This is a genomic window from Clostridium nigeriense (assembly GCF_050585245.1).
GTDB classification, from domain to species: Bacteria; Bacillota; Clostridia; order Clostridiales; family Clostridiaceae; genus Clostridium; species Clostridium nigeriense_A.
In genome coordinates, this window is the sequence record NZ_JBNOOF010000002.1 from 587,033 (window position 1) to 606,525 (window position 19,493).

14 protein-coding genes and 1 riboswitch are annotated in these 19,493 nt (G+C 28.3%); of the genes, 12 read left to right on the forward strand and 2 right to left on the reverse strand.

Translation table 11 applies throughout. The features are described 5' to 3' along the window. Nucleotides 1-663 precede the first annotated feature (663 nt). From ACQPUY_RS06095 to ACQPUY_RS06105, 3 genes are all read left to right on the forward strand, one after another. Nucleotides 664-4,140 (forward strand): beta-N-acetylglucosaminidase domain-containing protein, encoded by a 3,477-nt coding sequence (locus tag ACQPUY_RS06095; RefSeq protein WP_430840232.1) that lies wholly within the window; start codon nt 664-666, stop codon nt 4,138-4,140. Nucleotides 4,141-4,427: 287 nt separating this feature from the next. Beyond that, nucleotides 4,428-6,224 carry a beta-N-acetylhexosaminidase family protein gene (locus ACQPUY_RS06100; protein ID WP_430840263.1) on the forward strand — a complete coding sequence of 599 codons (1,797 nt, stop codon included), beginning with the start codon at nt 4,428-4,430 and terminating at the stop codon, nt 6,222-6,224. Further along, nucleotides 6,179-6,754 (forward strand): LPXTG cell wall anchor domain-containing protein, encoded by a 576-nt coding sequence (locus ACQPUY_RS06105; protein ID WP_430840233.1) that lies wholly within the window; start codon nt 6,179-6,181, stop codon nt 6,752-6,754. Before ACQPUY_RS06100 ends, ACQPUY_RS06105 begins: the two co-directional genes overlap by 46 nt. 223 nt (nt 6,755-6,977) lie before the next feature. Here ACQPUY_RS06105 and dusA read toward each other — a convergent pair whose 3' ends face one another. Both dusA and ACQPUY_RS06115 read right to left on the reverse strand, forming a co-directional pair. After that, entirely contained in the window at nt 6,978-8,018 is a 1,041-nt protein-coding gene (gene dusA, locus ACQPUY_RS06110; protein ID WP_430840234.1) for a tRNA dihydrouridine(20/20a) synthase DusA, read from the reverse strand. A gap of 154 nt (nt 8,019-8,172) precedes the next feature. Then, the gene (locus ACQPUY_RS06115; protein ID WP_430840235.1) at nt 8,173-8,451 is read right to left on the reverse strand and encodes a hypothetical protein; all 279 of its coding nucleotides are present in this window, start codon (nt 8,449-8,451) and stop codon (nt 8,173-8,175) included. A gap of 234 nt (nt 8,452-8,685) precedes the next feature. On the opposite strand from ACQPUY_RS06115, the gene ACQPUY_RS06120 reads away from it, so the two are divergent. The 9 genes from ACQPUY_RS06120 to ACQPUY_RS06160 all read left to right on the forward strand — a co-directional run bounded on the left by ACQPUY_RS06120 (nt 8,686) and on the right by ACQPUY_RS06160 (nt 19,286). After that, nucleotides 8,686-9,444, forward strand: coding sequence for an SDR family NAD(P)-dependent oxidoreductase (locus tag ACQPUY_RS06120; protein WP_430840236.1), 759 nt, complete (start codon nt 8,686-8,688; stop codon nt 9,442-9,444). 173 nt (nt 9,445-9,617) lie between these two features. Further along, entirely contained in the window at nt 9,618-11,042 is a 1,425-nt protein-coding gene (locus ACQPUY_RS06125) for a 6-phospho-beta-glucosidase (RefSeq protein ID WP_430840237.1), read from the forward strand. A gap of 140 nt (nt 11,043-11,182) precedes the next feature. Next, the gene (locus ACQPUY_RS06130) at nt 11,183-13,186 is read left to right on the forward strand and encodes a molybdopterin-dependent oxidoreductase (protein ID WP_430840238.1); all 2,004 of its coding nucleotides are present in this window, start codon (nt 11,183-11,185) and stop codon (nt 13,184-13,186) included. An 11-nt stretch (nt 13,187-13,197) separates the two neighbouring features. After that, nucleotides 13,198-14,568 (forward strand): MATE family efflux transporter, encoded by a 1,371-nt coding sequence (locus ACQPUY_RS06135; RefSeq protein ID WP_430840239.1) that lies wholly within the window; start codon nt 13,198-13,200, stop codon nt 14,566-14,568. Nucleotides 14,569-14,602: 34 nt separating this feature from the next. Then, nucleotides 14,603-15,370, forward strand: coding sequence for a YoaK family protein (locus tag ACQPUY_RS06140; RefSeq protein WP_430840240.1), 768 nt, complete (start codon nt 14,603-14,605; stop codon nt 15,368-15,370). A gap of 48 nt (nt 15,371-15,418) precedes the next feature. Next, nucleotides 15,419-15,520: riboswitch (purine riboswitch) on the forward strand. Between the two features lie 91 nt (nt 15,521-15,611). After that, the gene (locus tag ACQPUY_RS06145; RefSeq protein ID WP_430840241.1) at nt 15,612-16,937 is read left to right on the forward strand and encodes a nucleobase:cation symporter-2 family protein; all 1,326 of its coding nucleotides are present in this window, start codon (nt 15,612-15,614) and stop codon (nt 16,935-16,937) included. 281 nt (nt 16,938-17,218) lie between these two features. After that, nucleotides 17,219-18,073 (forward strand): GNAT family N-acetyltransferase, encoded by an 855-nt coding sequence (locus tag ACQPUY_RS06150; RefSeq protein ID WP_430840242.1) that lies wholly within the window; start codon nt 17,219-17,221, stop codon nt 18,071-18,073. Nucleotides 18,074-18,308: 235 nt separating this feature from the next. Further along, nucleotides 18,309-18,719, forward strand: a complete 411-nt coding sequence (locus ACQPUY_RS06155; RefSeq protein ID WP_430840243.1) for a hypothetical protein — start codon at nt 18,309-18,311, stop codon at nt 18,717-18,719. A gap of 132 nt (nt 18,720-18,851) precedes the next feature. Beyond that, nucleotides 18,852-19,286, forward strand: coding sequence for a GNAT family N-acetyltransferase (locus ACQPUY_RS06160; protein WP_430840244.1), 435 nt, complete (start codon nt 18,852-18,854; stop codon nt 19,284-19,286). The last annotated feature ends 207 nt before the right edge of the window (nt 19,287-19,493 follow it).

A 19,493-nucleotide genomic window follows, 5' to 3' on the forward strand; every position in this document is an offset into this window, starting at 1 on the left:
TAAATAAAATAACAATGTATTATATTTATAAAGATATTGATAATTATTATCAATTGATTAATAAGAACGTGCAGTTACTTTTAATCAATTTTCTCATTAATTTTTTTATAATTAACCCCTAACTAAGAATCCTAAAGGTGAGTAGGATTCTTTTTTATTATAATTTGTATTTAGTAGTAGTAAAGCTTCTTAAATTAGAAAGCTCAATACCATTATTGTAATTACCTTCAATAAAGATATCCTAATATAGATATCTAGAGGTAACAAAGTAATTATAAAATAGTAAAAAAATATTGACTATATTAATTATTACACATATAATGTTAACATAAGTAAAAATTGCTAAGTATTAGCGTGCAATCTAATTAAATTTAGAGCATTAGCTGAAGAAGATAAGTATATCTTTTTCAGCTTTTTTTTTATTTCTAAAGCAGTTATAAAAGGTTAATATTTGAATAAATTTTATAATTATTCAGTTTTTGAAGTTGATAAATTAATTTTGCAATGACTTAGAGTGTGGTGACAGAATAAGGTAAATTATATAGATTCACTTTTTTATTGTTAATATTGTTTAATTTAATCTGTTTAAACTATTAATAATAGTTTAAACAGATATTAAATTGAATATTATATTATATATTTTAAACTAAGGGGGAGCAGAGAATGCAACTAAAAAGTAAGAAAAAAATTAGAGTTATAGCAAAAGTTATGATGGTAATTATGTTATTTACATTAGTACCAAATGTATTTACCTTGAATGCTAAAGCTTTAGATGAAAGTGAGGTAAAAAGCGGAGAATATGAGATATACCCAGTTCCACAGAGTATTGAATATGGAAATGGTAAAGTAAACCTTCAAAGTACAGTAAATGTTGTATTTGAAGATGGAATTGACGATGCAACTAAAAATAGATTGTTTGAAGTATTAGCTATTAAAGGTATTTCATATGAAATAGGAACAGAAATAAAAAAAGACCAAACAAATTTTTTAGTAGGAATAAATAATTCTAATGGTATTGTAGATAATTATTTTAATAGTAAAGGTTTAAGTGATGATAAGCATTTTGAAAAAATAGATTCGCATATAGTATCAGTAGATGATAATGTTATTGCAGTATTAGGTAAAGATAGTGATTCAGCTTTTTATGGACTTACATCACTAAAATTAATATTTAAACAAATAGAAGGTAATGAAATAAAAGATTTAGTAATAAAAGATTATTCAGATGGATATTGGAGAGGGTTTATAGAAGGATATTATGGTATTCCTTGGAGTAATGAAAATCGTAAGGATTTAATGGAATTTGGTGGAGACTTTAAGATGAATACATATATTTTTGCACCAAAAGATGATGAATACCACAGTCTTAAATGGAGAGAACCATATCCAAGTGAGAAGCTAGAAGAACTTAAAGAACTAGTTGAAGTTGGAGAACAAACAAAGAATAGATTTATATGGACAATTCACCCATTCTTAAAAGATGGAATGAAGTTTGATACAGATGAAAACTATCAAAGTGATTTATCAAAAATTATTGCAAAATTCGAGCAATTGTACAGTATAGGTGTGCGTCAATTTGGTGTACTTGCTGATGATGCTGAAGGAGAAGCAAAAGATCAAGTAAGGCTTATGAAGGATTTAGAGGAATGGAGATTATCAAAAGGCGATGTAGATAGCTTCCTTTTTGTTCCTAAAGTATATACAAAGGAATCTGCAGGCGGAGATGTTAATAATGAATATTTAAACACAATTTCTAATATGCCTGAAAGTACTGAAATATTATGGACAGGAGATACTATACTTGGTTATGTAACAGAAGAAACTTTTGATTTCTTTAAAGAAGCAGTAGGAAGAGAACCATTTATGTGGCTAAACTGGCCAGTAAATGATATTAATAATAGTCGTTTATTAATGGGAAAAGGTGAAATGTTAGATCCTAATGTTACAAACTTTAGAGGGATAGTAACAAATCCAATGCAAGAAGCACAAGCTTCAAAGGTATCTTTATTTGCAATTGCAGACTATGGATGGAATCGCGCTGGCTTTGACATGGATAAGAGTTGGGAAGATTCATTTAAATATATTGAACCAAATGCAACTGAAGAGTTATATACATTTGCAAAGCATATGAGTGATCCTGCTCCAACTTGGCATGGATTAACATTAGAAGAATCAGAAGAATTAAGACCAATAATTCAAGATTTCACAAAAAAATTATTTAGAAAAGAATCAATAGTAGAAGATAGTAAGATTGTTTTAGCAGAATATCAAGAGATTTTAGATGCAACTAATAACTTTGCACAAAAATCACAAAATGAGCTAATGAAAAATGAAATTGAAGCATGGGTTGATTCTTTGAGAGATTTATCTGAATCAACAATTGCATACATTAATGCTGCACTTGCTTTAGAAGAAGGAAATTATGAAGAAGCTATTAAGTATTATGGTTTAGGTGAAAGTGAGTATACTTCTTCAAGAAGTTATAGAGTTCAAGGAATTGATGGACTAATTAGACCAGAACCAGGAAGTAGACATTTAGTACCATTTGTAAAAGATTTATCAAGGATAATTGGTGAAAAAATTACTCAAGCAATTAATCCAGATACTAACAAGCTATCATTATTCCCTTACACAAATATGGGATATAACTTATATTGGGGAAATGTTCAAAATATAGTTGATGGAGATAATTCTAGATTATCAACTATGTGGATCCGTAGAGCTGCAAAAGAAGATGACTATGTTGCTTTAGAATTGAGTGATGTAACAGAAGTTAACAGTATTATATTCGAACAAGGTGAACCAGGTGCTGGAGACAAATTTAATTTTGTTAAATTCCAATATTCAATGGACGGAGAAAGCTGGACTGATATAGATGGTATTGAATATGGTCCGGAAAAAGAAAAAATAGTTGTAGAAAATCTTAATGTAAAAGCTAAATATGTGAGAGTTATTCCGGTAGGAGAAATTAAAAATAACTGGATTTCAGTTAGAGAGTTTTCAATAAACAAAGATGATGTTGATCACATAAAGAGAGATGTGTATACAAATGTTGATTTGTTAAAAGGAAATACAATTGATATTTACCCATCAAATGCAACTTTAGCAGGAGTGAATGAAGTAACATTGTCTGAAAATGAATATATTGGTATAAAATTAAATAAAATTAGAGAGATAACAAATATTATTGCTGATATTACTAATAATGATAAGTTAACATTAGAAACATCAATTAATGGTGTTGAATGGACAAGTGTATCAGATTCAACAGAAAAAGTAGATGCGCGTTATGTTCGTATAATTAATAAATCAAAAAATACAGTTAAATTTGATATCGCAAATTTAGAAGTAGAGTATTCAGATAATGATGTTACATTTGACGTAAGTCCAGCTGCAGAAGATAAATTTTCTCCAAGTAATTTAATTGATGGTAAATTAAGCACAGCATTTAAGCCACAAGAAAATGCACCTAAGACAGGAAGTCTTGTATATAAGATTTCAGAGAATACAGATATAACTAACTTTACAATAATTCAAAATCAATTAACTATTTCAAATGCTTTAGTTTCAGTGAGAACTGAAGACGGTTGGTCAGAACTTGGAACATTATCTAAGAATGTAAATATATTTGATACATCCAATTTCAATAATGTCTTTGAAATAAAAATTGCATGGGATGGTGTGGCACCAACTCTTTATGAAATAGGAATTTCAACAATGAAAAAAGATGTAGAAGTTAATAAAGAAGAGTTAGTAAATGTAATTAATGAAGCAGAAAAACTTAAAGTAGAAGATTATACTTCAGAGACATGGAAAACTTTCGAAGAATCATTAAACTTAGCGAAAGAAGTATTAGAAAACACAGGGGCTACTCAAGACGAAGTAGATAATGCAGTAAATACATTAAAATCTGCTATTGAAGATTTAGTTAAAAAATCAGAAGTTGGAAACAACAACAATGGCGGAAATGACAATGAAAGTAACGATAATAATGCAAATAATAATGGAAATAATTCTGGAAAAGATCAAGGGGACTTACCTAATACAGGAGGGACATCTCCAATTATTCCTCTTGCAATAGGTGGAATAATATTATTAGCCGGAATAATAACATTAAAGAAGAAAAGTATAAATAATTAAATGAAAAAATTTTAACAATAAAACTTATTTAGTTAAAAAATAATAATTTTTATAAAAGAGTAATAATAATTTTCAAATTATTATTACTCTTTTTATCAGTACAATGTCAAAATAATATTATAAGAATTATAAATTTTTGGGCATAGCTTTTTTTTTATTTTTACAACAATATCAACAATTGCTTTTGCAGAAACAGTTAATGATTAAGGAAAGAAAGTAATTAGATTAAAGGTTGAGACACCTACTATAAGTCCAATACCTCAATTACTTGGTGCATCAGGTGAAGGATTAGCTTATATAACAAGGTGAACTTAATTGGACAAGATAAGGCTGATAAAGATGCTGTAAGAGAATTAATGGAGGTTTTAAAGGAGCTAGGACTTGAAGTTAATGCAAGTTTTGATAATGCATCAACAACAATAATCATTGGTGAAGATGATGATAACATACAAGAAATGAATGATTTCTTAAAAGAAATTGATAAAGAAGGTTCAGAATCAATTTATGTTAATGAAGGATATGTACTTGCAGCTAATGAAAATAAAAATAGCGCTATGACAATAGCAATAGAAGGTATAGATGAAGTTGGAACTTACTATGGAGTTAAAACTTTAAAACAATTAATAGTTAATGATAATGAACAAAAAGTTATGCCAGAGGTATATATAAATGATTATCCGACTCAGCACGTAAGAGCAATAGTAGAAGGATTTTATGGAAATCCATGGACACATCAAGATAGATTAGATCAATTTAAATTCTATGGTGAGAATAAATTAAATATGTACATATATGCACCTAAGGATGATCCATATCATAGAGATAAGTGGAGAGAGCCATATCCATCAGAAGAAATGGAAAGAATGCAAGAACTTATAAATACTGCAACTGAAAATAAAGTTGACTTTGTATTTGCTATTTCACCTGGAAAGGATATAGATATTAAATCAGAATCTGATTATAAAGCACTTGTTAATAAATGTGAATCTTTATATAAAATGGGTGTAAGAAGCTTTGCAATTTTCTGGGATGATATATTTACAGATGATGGAGCTGGACAAGCTGCACTAATGAATAGATTTAACAAGGAATTTGTAAAAATTAAGGGAGACGTTAAGCCTTTATTAACTGTTCCAACTCAATACTGGGCATCAGTAATGTATGATGGTGATGGAAATGTTAAGCCATATACTGAAGGATTTTCAAAAAATTTAGATACTGATATAGAAGTTACGTGGACTGGACATGATGTTATGTCTCAAACTGTAACTTTAGGAGATGCAGATAAGGTAAATAACCTTTATAATAGAAAAATGCTTTTATGGTGGAACTATCCAGTAAATGATTATAATATTAATAAGCTAGGATTAGGTCCAATATATAACTTAGGAAATGACTTAAATAGAAAAATAGGTGGATTTGTAATGAATCCAATGGAGTTTGGGGAAGCTTCAAAGATAACTTTACATACTGGTGCAGATTATGCATGGAATACAGCAGCTTATGACTATAATAAAGCTTGGGATAATGCTATTTCTGATATAGTAGGCGAAAAATTAAAAGAAAGCTTTAAAGTTTTTGCTGATCATAGTACAAGACTTGATACTGGTAGAGAAGATGCACCAGAGATGAAAGCTATTATGGAAGCATTCTGGAGTAAAGTTGATAACAATCAATTACCTGCAGCTGAACTTGAAAGCTTAAAGTCTGGATTTGAAATTATTAAATCTGCAGTAGCAGATACTCAATCAAAATTACATGCTGCAATGTTAGAAGAAGTTGCACCACAATTACAAAAGCTTAGTAATTATGCAGATGCAGCAACAACAGCATCAGATATGGTTATTGCAATGCTAAAAGGTGATAGACAAACTTGGTGGGAATTAAAATCAAAATTATCATTACAAATTGCAGAATTAGATGCCTCAAAAGCAGTAATTTCAGATAAAGTTTTAGATGATTTTATAAAACAAGCTAATTTAAAAACTGATAATATGATAATGAATGGAGATATTCAAATATCTAAAGATGGTGTTGAATGGACAATAATATTCAAACTTCATATATACCAGCAAAAGATTTAGGTAATGAGGATAAATTAGTTTATAATATTTTTGATGGAGAATTAGTAAATAAAGTTGAAATATTCCAAAATGAACAAACTATCTCTAATGCAAAAGTTATTGCTAGAACATCTGACGATAGAAGAATAGAGCTTGGAACATTAGATAAGGGTTATAATATGTTTAACATGGATAAACATGAAGAAGTAATTAATGGATTGAAAACTGCTTCAAATGAAATAGAGGAACTATTAATAGAGGGTGCATCTAGAGAAGAAATTTTTGTGGCAAATAGAACATTAGAAAGTGCTATAAAGGCGTTTGTAGATTATACTGAAGAAATTAATTCTGAAGAAAAGCCAGAAATTAAGCCTGAGGAAAAAACAGAAGAAGGAAATGGTGGATCTTCAAATTCTGGAGAAGAAGGTACTAATAAAAAGTCAGGAAAATTACCTCAAACTGGTGATCCATCAGCATTAGCTAAAATGTTTTTAGGAATAACATCCTTAGTAGGTGGAGCATTTGTTTATAAAAAGAAAAAAAGAAACTAATTATTTATAAATTTTAGATAAATAATTGATTAAGAATGATACAGTTTATAAAATATAGTTAAATTGTAACTGAAAATGAATTAAAAAATATTTAAACTGCTTCTAGTCTTAATAGAGATTGGAAGCAGTTTTTTATTGTATCAAGGAATATAGGATGAAGCTATTTTTCTAGCAACATCCTATAGTAATATCTTAGTGTAGATAACTGGAATTTAAATAAGTATTAATTATAAAGAATATTTTCTGGCATAGTCTCAATTATATGATTTAATATTTGAATTATAGTTTCTTTTTTTACATTTGAAGAAGATAAAAGTTGTTTATATTTTTTACTTCCTTTTTGGCCTTGAAATAGACTTTGTAAAGGAGAAACTAAAGCATGAACACTATTTCCTTTTTCAAGTTCTTCAATAATATATGGAATATAAGCCTTAATAGCTTCAGCTCTAGAAATAGGTTTCTTATTTTCATTACCTTCGTAAAGTTTATAGAAGTTCGTTAAAAGATAGCAATTTTCATAAGCAGGTCTTCCAATCATAACACCATCAACTTTAGTCAAAGCATCTTTAATTGATTCTATAGTTTTAAATCCACCATTTATTTCTATATTTAAGTAGTCAAATTCTTTTTTTAGATTATATACCATATTATAATCTAATGGGGGAATTTCTCTATTATCTTTTGGACTTAAGCCTTTTAATATTGCAGATCTAGCATGAATAGTATATCTATCAGGTCTTGCTTTAGAGACAGTATCCAAAAATGATAAAAGATCATCATATCCTTCCATAATGATTTTATCACTTATTCCTTCTAAAACGCCTGTACCATCTATCCCAATTCTATGTTTTATAGTTATTGGTTTTTTAGTAGCTTCCTTCATAGCACAAAGTATTTCATATACTAAATCTTTTGAAGACATTAAAGCAGCCCCCATTAGATTTCCTGAAACTCTGTCAGAGGGACAACCGCAATTTAAATTTATTTCGCTATAATTATAGTCTTCTGAAAGTTTTACTGCTTTATAGGCATCTTCTGGAGTAGAAGCTGCTATTTGAAGAGCAACAGCTCCCTCTTCTTCTCTAAAATATAATATTTTATCTCTATCTCCATTAATAATAGATTGAGCTGTTATCATTTCTGTATATAAAAGGGCTTCTTTAGTTAAAATCCTTGAAAAATATCTAAAATGTCTATGAGTTTTATCTACCATAGGCGCAATACTTATTTTAGGTGTTTTAACTTCTGAAATATATTTTTTCATCCTTTGTATCCTTTCTGATTTTATATGATTTTTAATAATTATAGCATATAAAAATAAAAAGTATGAATTAACATAGTACTTGTTTTATTAAATGATATAAGTTACTGTAATAGATTCTTTTATACTTAAGTTATTTAGCTATTATAGTAATAGTTTACTTTTTAAATGTATCTAATAATAAAAGTGTTATAAAAACTGCTAGTAAGAATCCTCTAGCTATGTTAAATCCTATAATACCTAGACCTATAAAGTCTACAATTACATATCCAACTATGTAAATAGCACAGCAGATAATAGTCCAGATTATCTTTCCTTTTGCATCTTTTGGAGTTTTAAAAGATATTTTATTATTTTGTACTAAGTACTTAACTGAGTAATTAAATATTGCATAAAAAGTAACGAATGATAGTATTAGAGTTATTATATTTTTCAAATTATTAGCTCCTTTCAAATTTATACTATATATAATTATAACATCCATTTAAAGAATTAAGTGTAATTTTGTTTTTAAATCATGGTGTGTTTATACTAATTAAATACACCTAAATAAAATAAAAATATTATATAAATTGAATATTTATATTAGATATTGATAAAAAAGTGTCAATATTATACATTTAAAGTAATATATATTAAATAAATAAAATTATTGTGGGAGGTATTATATATGAAACTTTTAGGAAAAGTTGCTGTAGTTACAGGTGCAAGTTCAGGTATGGGGAGATCTATTGCACTACTTTATGCAAAAGAAGGAGCTTCTGTTATTGCAGTTGCAAGAAGAAAAGAAAAGCTTGATGAAATAGTTGAAATATCTAAAAATTATGAGGGTAAAATAATTGCAATGCAAGGAGATGTTTCAAGAAAAGAAGATAATGAAAAAATGATTGATCTTGCTGTTGAGAATTTTGGTAAAATTGATATTTTAGTTAATAATGCAGGTATAATGGATGAAATGATGCCTGTAGGTGAAGTAGAAGATGAACTATGGCAAAATGTAATGAATGTTAATTTAAATGGGCCATTTTATGCTTGTAGAAAGGCTGTAAACTTAATGATCCAACAAGGGGGAGGAAACATAATTAATGTTGGTTCTATAGGAGGATTAAATGGTTGTAGAGCAGGAGTTTCTTATACTGCTTCTAAATATGCATTATTAGGATTAACAAAAAATATTGGATTTATGTATGCTGATAAAGGTATAAGATGCAATGTTATTTGTCCTGGAGGAGTAGATTCAGAAATTGGAGTAGGTACAAGTCATCCTAGTAAATTTGGATATTCAAGAATTAGATTGGGGTTGGGAAATGTACCAAGGTCAGGCTCTCCAGAAGAAATAGCAACAATAGCTTTATTCCTTGCAAGTAATGATTCTAGTTTAATTAATGGGGCAGAAATAGTTGCAGATGCAGGCTGGACAGCATTTTAATAAAATTTAAATGAGTTATGAAAACTCTATTGTTCTAAATCAATAGAGTTTTTTATTTTAAGTTTTTTAAAATTTTTAAATTTTGAAAATAGAAAATACTAAAAATTATATAAAATATAAATATAGAGTTAAAAAATGTTTAATTAAAGTTTTAAATATAAGGAGGATATGAAATGGGATTTAGAAAGGATTTTTTATGGGGAGGAGCAACAGCTGCTAATCAATGTGAAGGTGGATACAATGAAGGTGGAAGAGGTCTTGCAAATGTTGATGTAGTTCCTATAGGAAAAGATAGATTTCCTATTATTGCTGGAGAAATGAAAATGTTTGATTTTGATGATGAGCATTTTTATCCAGCAAAAGAAGCTATAGATATGTATCATCATTATAAAGAAGATATAAAATTATTTGGAGAAATGGGATTTAAAGTTTATAGATGCTCTATTGCTTGGAGTAGAATTTTCCCAAATGGTGATGATGTAACTCCGAATGAAGAAGGACTAAAGTTTTATGAGGATTTATTTAGAGAGTGTCATAAATATGGAATGGAACCCTTAGTTACAATAACACATTTTGATTGTCCAATGAATCTTATTAAAAAATACGGTGCATGGAGAAATAGAGAAATGGTAGGATTCTATGAAAATCTATGTAATGTTATTTTTAATAGATATAAGGGATTAGTTAAATATTGGTTAACATTTAATGAAATAAATATGATACTTCATGCACCATTTATGGGAGCTGGAATATGCTTTGAAGAAGGAGAAAATAAGGAACAAGTTAAATATCAAGCAGCACATCATGAATTAATAGCAAGTGCTATAGCTACTAAGATTGCACATGAAGTAGATCCTAATAATATGGTTGGTTGTATGTTAGCAGCAGGAGATACTTATCCATATACTTGCAACCCTGGTGATGTTCTTGAAGCTATGAAGAAAAATAGAGAAAATTACTTCTTTATAGATGTTCAATCAAGAGGAGAATATCCAGCATATGCTATTAAGGAAATGGAGAGAAAGGGAATTCATATTAATATGGAAGAAGGAGATAAAGAAATCTTAAAGAAATATACTGTAGATTTTATATCATTTTCTTACTATTCATCAAGATGTGCAAGTTCAGATCCAGAAGTTAATAAGCTAACTGAAGGAAATATATTTGCATCACTTAAAAATCCAAACTTAGATGCAAGTGAATGGGGATGGCAAATTGATCCACTTGGACTTAGAATAACATTAAATTCATTATATGATAGATATCAAAAACCATTATTTATAGTAGAAAATGGTTTAGGAGCTGTTGATGCTCCAGATGAAAATGGATATGTTGAAGATGACTATAGAATTGAATACTTAAGAGAACATATTAAGGCAATGAAGGAAGCAGTGGACTTAGATGGTGTTGATCTACTTGGATATACTACTTGGGGTTGTATTGACTTAGTAAGTGCTGGAACTGGTGAAATGAAAAAACGTTATGGATTTATATATGTAGATAGAGACAATGAAGGAAAAGGAACTTTAAAGAGAAGCAAGAAAAAGAGCTTTGATTGGTATAAGAAAGTTATAGCATCTAATGGTGAGGAACTTTAATTAATAGTATAGAATATTTTAAATAGGCTGTTCAAATTAAATTTGAACAGCCTATTATAATTTATAATAAAGATATATAATAGTATTGGATTAATTAGTGTTTATAATTATTAAAATTAAATATATATTTAGGGGGTATTATGAAAGTATTAAGTCATGGTTGTACATTAGATTGTTTTGATTGTTGCAAGTTTAATATTTATGTAGAAGATAATGAAATTTTAAAAATAGTAGGGGATAAGGATCATCCCTTTACCAAAGGATTTGTTTGTAAGAAAGGGCTTGCTCATTTAGATAGATTAAATCATAAAGATAGAATTTATAATCCCCTTTTGAAAGTTAATGGAGAATGGAAGGAGATATCTTTTAATGAAGCATTATCAATATTAGCAAAAAAGTTAAGTTATTATAAAGATAAATATTCATCAAAGTCTATACTGTATTATGAGCAATATGGTAATGGGGCTTTATTAAAAAGCATAGGAGATTTATTTTTTAATTTTTATGGAGGAGTTAGTAAAACTAAAGGTGGACCTTGCTGGAGTGCGGGAATTAAGGCTCAAACTTTTAATTTTGGAGATGTAAGAAGTAATTCCTTAGAAGATATGTTTAATAGTAAATCAATATTTATATGGGGAAAAAATCCTGCCTTTACATCTGTACATACTATACAATGTATAAAAAAAGCAAAAGCAAATGGAAGTAAGATAGTAGTTATAGATCCTATTTATACAAAAACAGCAGAGATGGCAGATAAATATATTAGGATAAAGCCTAATGGTGATGGAGCTCTAGCTCTTGCTATGGGAAAAATAATAATAGAAAAAGTGTTACATGATAAAGAATACATTAGTAAATATGTTAAGGGATTTGAAGAATATAAGAGGTATGTAAAATCTTTAAGTTTAGAAAATTTAATTAAAGATTCAGGAGTAAGTAAAGATGAAATCGAGGAATTAGTTTATCTATATACAAATAAGTATTCAACGATTTTACTTGGATACGGAATGCAAAAATATAAAAATGGTGGTAATACTATAAGTCTTGTAGATATATTAGGAGCAATAACTGGACAGATAGGGTTTAGTGGCGGTGGTATAAATTATGCAAATAGAGTATATCCTGATGTAATTAATTCCGATCCATATAATAGTGAAGAATTTGGAGAAAATAGATTCTTCTATGTAAGTGAAATGGCTGATTTCATAAAAGCTTCTTTTGAAAATAAGGACTACTATAATAAAGAAAATATCTATGTGAAAGATAGTATGAATTGTGAATTAAAAAGCTTTAATACACCAATAAAAGTTGCAGTGATTACTAAATCAAATCTTTTAAATCAATTGGCTAACTTAAATGAGTTAAAAGAAGCATTTTCTAAAATAGAGTTTAAGGTTTGTTTCGATATGTTTATGACAGATACTGCAAAAGAATGTGATTTATTTATTCCAACTACTAGTACATTAGAAAGTGAAGATTTAATTTACAGTTCAATGACAAATCCATATATTATTTACAATGAAAAGGCAACGGAGCCTAAGGAAATGTTAATGGATGAATATGAGTTTTTCAAGGAACTTGCTAGAATTCTTAATGTGGAAAATTACCCTTATGTGGGGAAAAAAGAATATTTGACTAAGGTAATAGAACCTCTAAAAAAATATAATAATCAAATAGATATTAGGTACTTGAAAGATAATTATTTTACTATCCATAATCCAATAGCTTGGGAAGATAAAAAATTTGAAACTAAATCAGGTAAATTTGAAATATTCTTTAATGATAGTTTGTATAAAGATAATATTTGTGAAGAAAAATTTATATTGCTAACCAATCATACAAGAGATAGCTTATCTAGCCAACATATGATGGATAAAGAGGGAATTTCAGTTGCGTATATTAATGAAAAAATGGCTAAGAAATTAAATTTAAATAATAATGAAGTAGTAACTCTAAAAAATAAAAATGGAAAAATAAATGTAAAGTTAAATATTGATAATATAGTAGCGGATTATGTTATTCTAATGTATGTAGGTTGGTGGACTAAACATGGAAATCCAAATTATTTAACTGAATCAGGTATATCAGATATTGGAGGGCAAGTTACTTACAATGAAACAAAGGTAGAAATATTTAGACAATAAAAGGAGGCTTTATGGAAATTACATACGTAAAAAGTATATTTGAAGATAAAAAATTTTTGAGAAAGACAGTGGCAATTGGTATTCCTATTGCTATTCAAGCACTTTTAAATACAACATTAAATCTTGTAGATACTATGATGATAGGAACTTTAGGTCAAAGCGCTATAGCAGCTGTAGGACTTGCTAATAAAGTCTTTTTTGTTTTTACATTATTACTATTTGGTATAGTTAGTGGCTCATCTATATTAACGGCACAATACTTTGGAAAGAGGGATATAAAAAATATTAGAAGAGTTCTAGGAATTTCTCTTATTATAGGACTTTCTGGAGCAATAGTTTTCATGTTAGCAGGACTTTTTATACCTAGAACTGTTATGAGAATATTTACTCCAAGTGAAGGAACTATAGCTATTGGAGCATCTTATTTAGTGATAGTGTCATTAAGTTATCCTTTAACAGCTATTACTAATTGCTATATTTCATTACTAAGAGCCACTAATAAAGTAAAAGCTCCAGTATTTATAAGTATAATTTCAATTTTAGTTAACGTTGTTTTAAATTATACTTTTATATATGGAAATTTTGGTGCACCAAGGCTAGGAGTACAAGGGGCAGCGATTGCTACAGTAATTGCAAGATTAGTTGAATGTACATCTATTTTATCTGTTGTATATATAAGCAGAGGTCCTGCAGCTGCAAAAGTAAAAGAACTAGTTGATTTTAATAAAGAGTTTATAAAAAAATATTTTGTAACTGTTTCACCAGTTATAGCAAATGAATTTATATGGGGACTTGGAGTTACTATGTATTCATTAGTATATGGAAGAATGGGAGATGAAGCAGTAGCATCAATTACAATAACCCAAAATGTTGAACAAATTTGTGTAGTTATATTCCAAGGACTTAGCTCAGCTACAGCAGTTATATTAGGAAATGAACTAGGAGCAAATAAGCTAAAGGATGCTGAAAAACATGCAAAAGGCTTTTTTGTGCTGCAATTAATGCTTACCATAGTTATGGGAATAGTGTGTATAATAATTAGAAAGCCACTAATAAATCTATTCCAAGTACCATCAAATGTAGCTAGTAATATTACAAAGTGTTTAACTGTTTTTGTATGTTATTTACCATTTAGGATGTTTAATTTAGTAAATATAGTAGGAGTTTTAAGAAGTGGTGGAGATACAAAAGCATCACTACTATTAGATATGACAGGAGTTTGGTGTGTTGGAATACCTTTTGCATTTTTAGGAGGAATAGTTCTAGGATTACCAATTTATTATGTTTATGCTATGATAACTATCGAGGAAGTTTATAAATTTATATTAGGGTTAAGAAGATATAAGAAAAAGAAATGGCTTAAGAATATAGTTGAAGTTTAAAAGAAATATAAAAGTACTAAGGGGGATCTATAAAATGAAAACAATTGTTAGTGAAGGAGAAGAAGTAAATATTAGAGGAATATTTAGAGCTTTTAGAGAGAAAGTACCCAGTCATAAAATAACTTCAGAATCTTTAAGATTAGGAATAATATTGGCTATAGTTGGTGGCTTTTTAGATGCATATACTTTTATATGCAGAGGAGGGGTATTTGCAAATGCTGAGACTGGTAATATAGTTTTAGTTGCATTAGGTATTACTAATGGGAATTATAAAAATACTTTAATGGCAGCTATACCGATTTTAGCATTTGTAATTGGTGTATTAGTCACAGAAAAAATAAGAGAAGTTTCAATAAGAAAATATGAAGGATCAGAAAAAGCAGAAAAATTAATACTAATTATTGAGGCTATAGTTTTATTTGTAATAGGATTTATACCAAATACAATTCCTCATATTTTTGTAACAAGCACTATTTCATTTGTTTCCTCTGTTCAAATTTCATCTTTTAGAAGACTTGTAGATTCTCCTTATAGTACTACCATGTGTACAGGAAATTTAAGAACAGCATCACAATCAGCTTACTTAGCTATAACTAAAAAGGATAGCGAGGCATTAGCTAGGACAATAAGATATTTAGGTATTATTCTATCTTTTTTAGTTGGTGCCTCTCTAGGTGGAGTATTAACATTATATATGGGAGTTAAATCAATATGGCTTTGCTCACTACTTTTATTAATATCTAAAACTATTTTTGTTATAGATGAATATAGATTTAAGAAAAATAATGATATTCCTTGTTAAAAACACAAACAATTTTTATTGAAATAATATAAATGTTCAGGTATAATACAAATAAGGATTAAAAGAACTCGTATATCATCGGTAATATGGACCGAAAGTTTCTACCTGCTAACCGTAAATTAGCAGACTACGAGGTACTGTACTTAGGATTAAAGGTAAGTGTTTATATAATTTGTGATTTTACTTCTATTTTTAAGTCAAGCACCTCGATAGCGAGGTGCTTTTTAATTTTATTTAAACAATGGAGGATGAAATCATGGAGAACTTAGAAATAAACGATGGAATTAAATTAAATTATAAAGTTAATGATAATCCGTCAATGGCAGAAAAAATATTATTTGGAATGCAGCATATATTTGCTGCATTTGGTGGGATAATTGTTGTTCCACTAGTTATATCTAGTGCATTAGGTTTTGATGCTAAAACAGGAACAGCATTAATAAGTGCATCAATACTTGCAGCGGGGATAGCAACTATAATACAATCAAAGGGAGTAGGACCGGTAGGATCCAAGGTAGCTTGTATAATGGGAACTGATTTTACTTTTGTAGCACCTTCTATTACAGTTGGATCAGTTCTAGGATTACCTGGAATAATCGGAGCAACAATATTAGGTTCAATATTTGAAGTAGTGCTTAGTTATTTCATAAGACCTTTAATAAAATTATTTCCACCAATAGTTACAGGAACAGTAGTATGTTTAATAGGATTAACTCTAATACCAACTTCAATAGATTGGGCGGCAGGAGGTAGTGGTGCAGCTGATTATGGTAGTTTAAAAAATATATCAATTGCAATGCTAGTGCTAATTGGAACTTTATTGTTAAATCGTTATGGAAAGGGAATATTCAGTAGTGCAGCAGTACTTATAGGTATGGTAGTTGGATATATCGTATGTATACCACTTGGACTAGTAGATTTTACCGCTGTTAAGGAAGCAAGTTGGTTTTCAATACCTAAAATATTAGAATACGGGGTTACTTTTGATTTAAAAGCATTTATTACATTTATACCAGCATACTTTGTTGCTGCAATACAAACAGTAGGTTGTTTAAAAGCCATTGGAGAAGTTTCAGATGTTGAAATGACTGATAAGAGAATAGGGGCAGGAGTATTATCTGATGGAATTGGAAGTATGATAGGTGGATTTGTAGGTACACTTCCAAATACAACTTTCAGCCAAAATGTAGGACTAATACCATTAACTAAAGTTGCAAGTCGTTATGTTGCAGTTATGGCAGGAGTTATATTAGTTATATTAGGGTTTTTACCAAAGATTGCAGCAATAATTAATGGCATTCCACAACCGGTATTAGGTGGAGTTGGAATAGTTATGTTTGGTACTGTTGCAGCTGCAGGAATTAAGACTTTAAGTAAAATAAAAATAACTGAACGTAATCTTTTAATAATAGCTACATCTATAGGATTAGGACTTGGAGTAACATTTAGACCAGAGTTTATTTCTCAATTACCAGAAGGATTACAAATGATTTTTGCTTCAGGTATATCAACTGGAACAATTGTAGCATTATTATTAAATATAATATTAAAAGAAGAAAAAGAGTAATATATCAAGAATAATTTTGTAAAAGCTCTAAAATATCACATACATATTAATTTGAATTTTACTCAAATTAAATGAACCATGAATAACAAATTAAAAATTTATAATATAAACTTTCTATAATTTATAGCTGCATAATTAACTTAGAGAACATCTTAAAATTAATTATGCGGCTATTTATAATTAGATATAATTTAATGTAAAATATGTTATAATCAAACAAATAACTTAATATACAATTGTAATTTATTTATTTAAGTAGTTAAATTTTAGGGGGCTAGGATATGAAAATAAAGATATACGATACAGTACAAGGTTTTTTAAATGAAAATGAAGAATTACTTTTAGAAAAGGAGTCTGTAACTCAATTAATTCTTCATAATGCTTTTGTAAATAAAGAAAAAGAGACTAATAAAGAAGTGATATTTGGAAGAATAGAGGATGAAGAAGATAATATAAAACTTATATTTGCTAATGTAAAACCATATAATCTTTTAATTTATAATTTAGATAATGATACGTTAGACTCTGTTAAGTCCTTGGCTAATTACCTTATAAAAGATAAGATAGCTTTAAAAGGTATTAATGCCAATAAAAAAATCTGCAATGAATTCACAGAATATTTTGAATACAAAACAGGGTGTACTTTTAAAGAATATTTAGCTATGGATATTATGGAGATAACTGAACTGAATAAAGAACTTGTTTTACCTAAAGGAAATTTTAGAGTAGCTACCTTGGAAGATAAGGATATATTAATAGACTGGAACATAAAATTTGCCAAGGAAGCATTAGATGAAGAAATATCCTATGAAGAGTTTAAAGACAAATTGGATGAAAGAATTAAAAATAAGAGTATTTATATTTTCGAAGATGAGAAACATAGACCAATGGCTATGATAGCAGCTACAAGGCAGCTTGTTAATGGTGTCTCAGTAAGTTTAGTTTACTCAAGTGAAGAAACTAGAGGAAAAGGTTATGGATTAGCTATAGTATATAATTTAAGCAAAGACTATCTAAGCAGAGGCAATAAATTCTGCAGTCTTTTCGTGGACAAGAAAAATCCAATATCCAATGGAGTTTATAAGAAAATAGGATATAAGATTTTAGAGGATAACTACGATTATCGAATTGTTTAAATTGGGATACTGGGCTATTAGCTATCTTTGTAGGGATTGTTGGAGTTTTTCTGAGTAGTAAATTTTATAATTATATAACTTTTGGACAGGTCGGTATTGTAGTACTAGGGATTATCAAAAGTATGTATGACATGGATAAAAAATGTAGGATAAAAAAGTAATTATGTAATCGTAAAGTTGCGATAAGCAAAAAGCTTTAAATATTCATAGTTGTATTATATGGTGAATTAATTTAATGGGGGAATATACTTTGAAAAAGAAAATAACAGTATGTATTATTTGTATCGTTGTTCTTTGTTGTTTAGTTTTATGGGGAGTTACACCTAAAAAGATTGATGCTTCTAAAGTAGTTAATTTAGTTCAAAGTAATTACGAATCAATTACTGTGAATGATAAAAAAATTGAGTCAGGTACAAAGAATCAGTATCTTATAGACGACTTTATACCAAAGTTATCAAGATATACTTTAAAAAAATATGATGGTGAATTACCGAAAAACTATTCTTATAAAGTCGACATCAAGAGAAATGATGGTTCAGAAATCACTTTGTTCGACAATGATTATTTAGTTGTAAGTAGTAGTAAGTATAAGATTGTGGAAGGTACGATTGATTTGAATAAATTTTATACCATTTTTATGGAATAATACGCATTCTTAAATTATTGCGAAGTAGTTAATAAAATTTGTTCTTTTAAAATTGAATACTATGGTATTAAAAATTATGTTAATAGTATTAACTTCGAATTATATAAATTAGAATTTACTAGGAGTGATAAGGTGGAACTATTTATAAAAAGGTTTGATGAATTATCAACAGAAGAATTGTATGAAATATTAAAAATAAGAGTTAATGTTTTTGTGGTAGAGCAAGAATGTGCTTATCAAGAAATAGATGAAAAAGATAAAAAAGCATATCATATATATTTAAAAGATAAAAATGAGATAAAAGCGTATCTAAGAGTTTTAGATAAAGGTATTTCATATGAAGAAGTATCTATAGGTCGAGTATTAACAACAGAAAGAGGAATAGGTTTAGGCAATAAAATAATTGAAGCAGGAATAAAAGTTGCAAAAGAAAATATGAATGCAGATAAAATAAAAATAGAAGCTCAATCCTATGCTAAAAAATTTTATGAAAAGTTTGGATTCAATCAAATATCAGATGAATTTTTAGAAGATGGAATACCTCATATAGAAATGATATTAGAATAAAAAGTAATCAATAAATTCCAGTTTGTTGGTTAGAGCCTTTAAAGAGATAATGAGAATAAAATTAAAAATATAATTAAAATACCGTATTATTCAAAAGGAATATCTGTATTTTTTAGTGCGTAATTCCAATATAGAACTAAATCGCTAAAAGCGACGGCTGGGGCTAGTGATTAAACTTGATTATATATGGAAAAATAAGAAGTGAAG

Bases quoted from the DNA above. Each gene is read 5' to 3' on its own strand.
- ACQPUY_RS06140 (WP_430840240.1), top strand. From the start codon at position 14,603: ATGAAAACAATTGTTAGTGAAGGAGAAGAAGTAAATATTAGAGGAATA.
- ACQPUY_RS06135 (WP_430840239.1), top strand. From the start codon at position 13,198: ATGGAAATTACATACGTAAAAAGTATATTTGAAGATAAAAAATTTTTG.
- ACQPUY_RS06150 (WP_430840242.1), top strand. From the start codon at position 17,219: ATGAAAATAAAGATATACGATACAGTACAAGGTTTTTTAAATGAAAAT.
- ACQPUY_RS06130 (WP_430840238.1), top strand. From the start codon at position 11,183: ATGAAAGTATTAAGTCATGGTTGTACATTAGATTGTTTTGATTGTTGC.
- ACQPUY_RS06095 (WP_430840232.1), top strand. From the start codon at position 664: ATGCAACTAAAAAGTAAGAAAAAAATTAGAGTTATAGCAAAAGTTATG.
- ACQPUY_RS06105 (WP_430840233.1), top strand. From the start codon at position 6,179: ATGGACAATAATATTCAAACTTCATATATACCAGCAAAAGATTTAGGT.
- ACQPUY_RS06120 (WP_430840236.1), top strand. From the start codon at position 8,686: ATGAAACTTTTAGGAAAAGTTGCTGTAGTTACAGGTGCAAGTTCAGGT.
- dusA (WP_430840234.1), bottom strand. From the start codon at position 8,018: ATGAAAAAATATATTTCAGAAGTTAAAACACCTAAAATAAGTATTGCG.
- ACQPUY_RS06155 (WP_430840243.1), top strand. From the start codon at position 18,309: ATGGGGGAATATACTTTGAAAAAGAAAATAACAGTATGTATTATTTGT.
- ACQPUY_RS06145 (WP_430840241.1), top strand. From the start codon at position 15,612: ATGGAGGATGAAATCATGGAGAACTTAGAAATAAACGATGGAATTAAA.
- ACQPUY_RS06125 (WP_430840237.1), top strand. From the start codon at position 9,618: ATGGGATTTAGAAAGGATTTTTTATGGGGAGGAGCAACAGCTGCTAAT.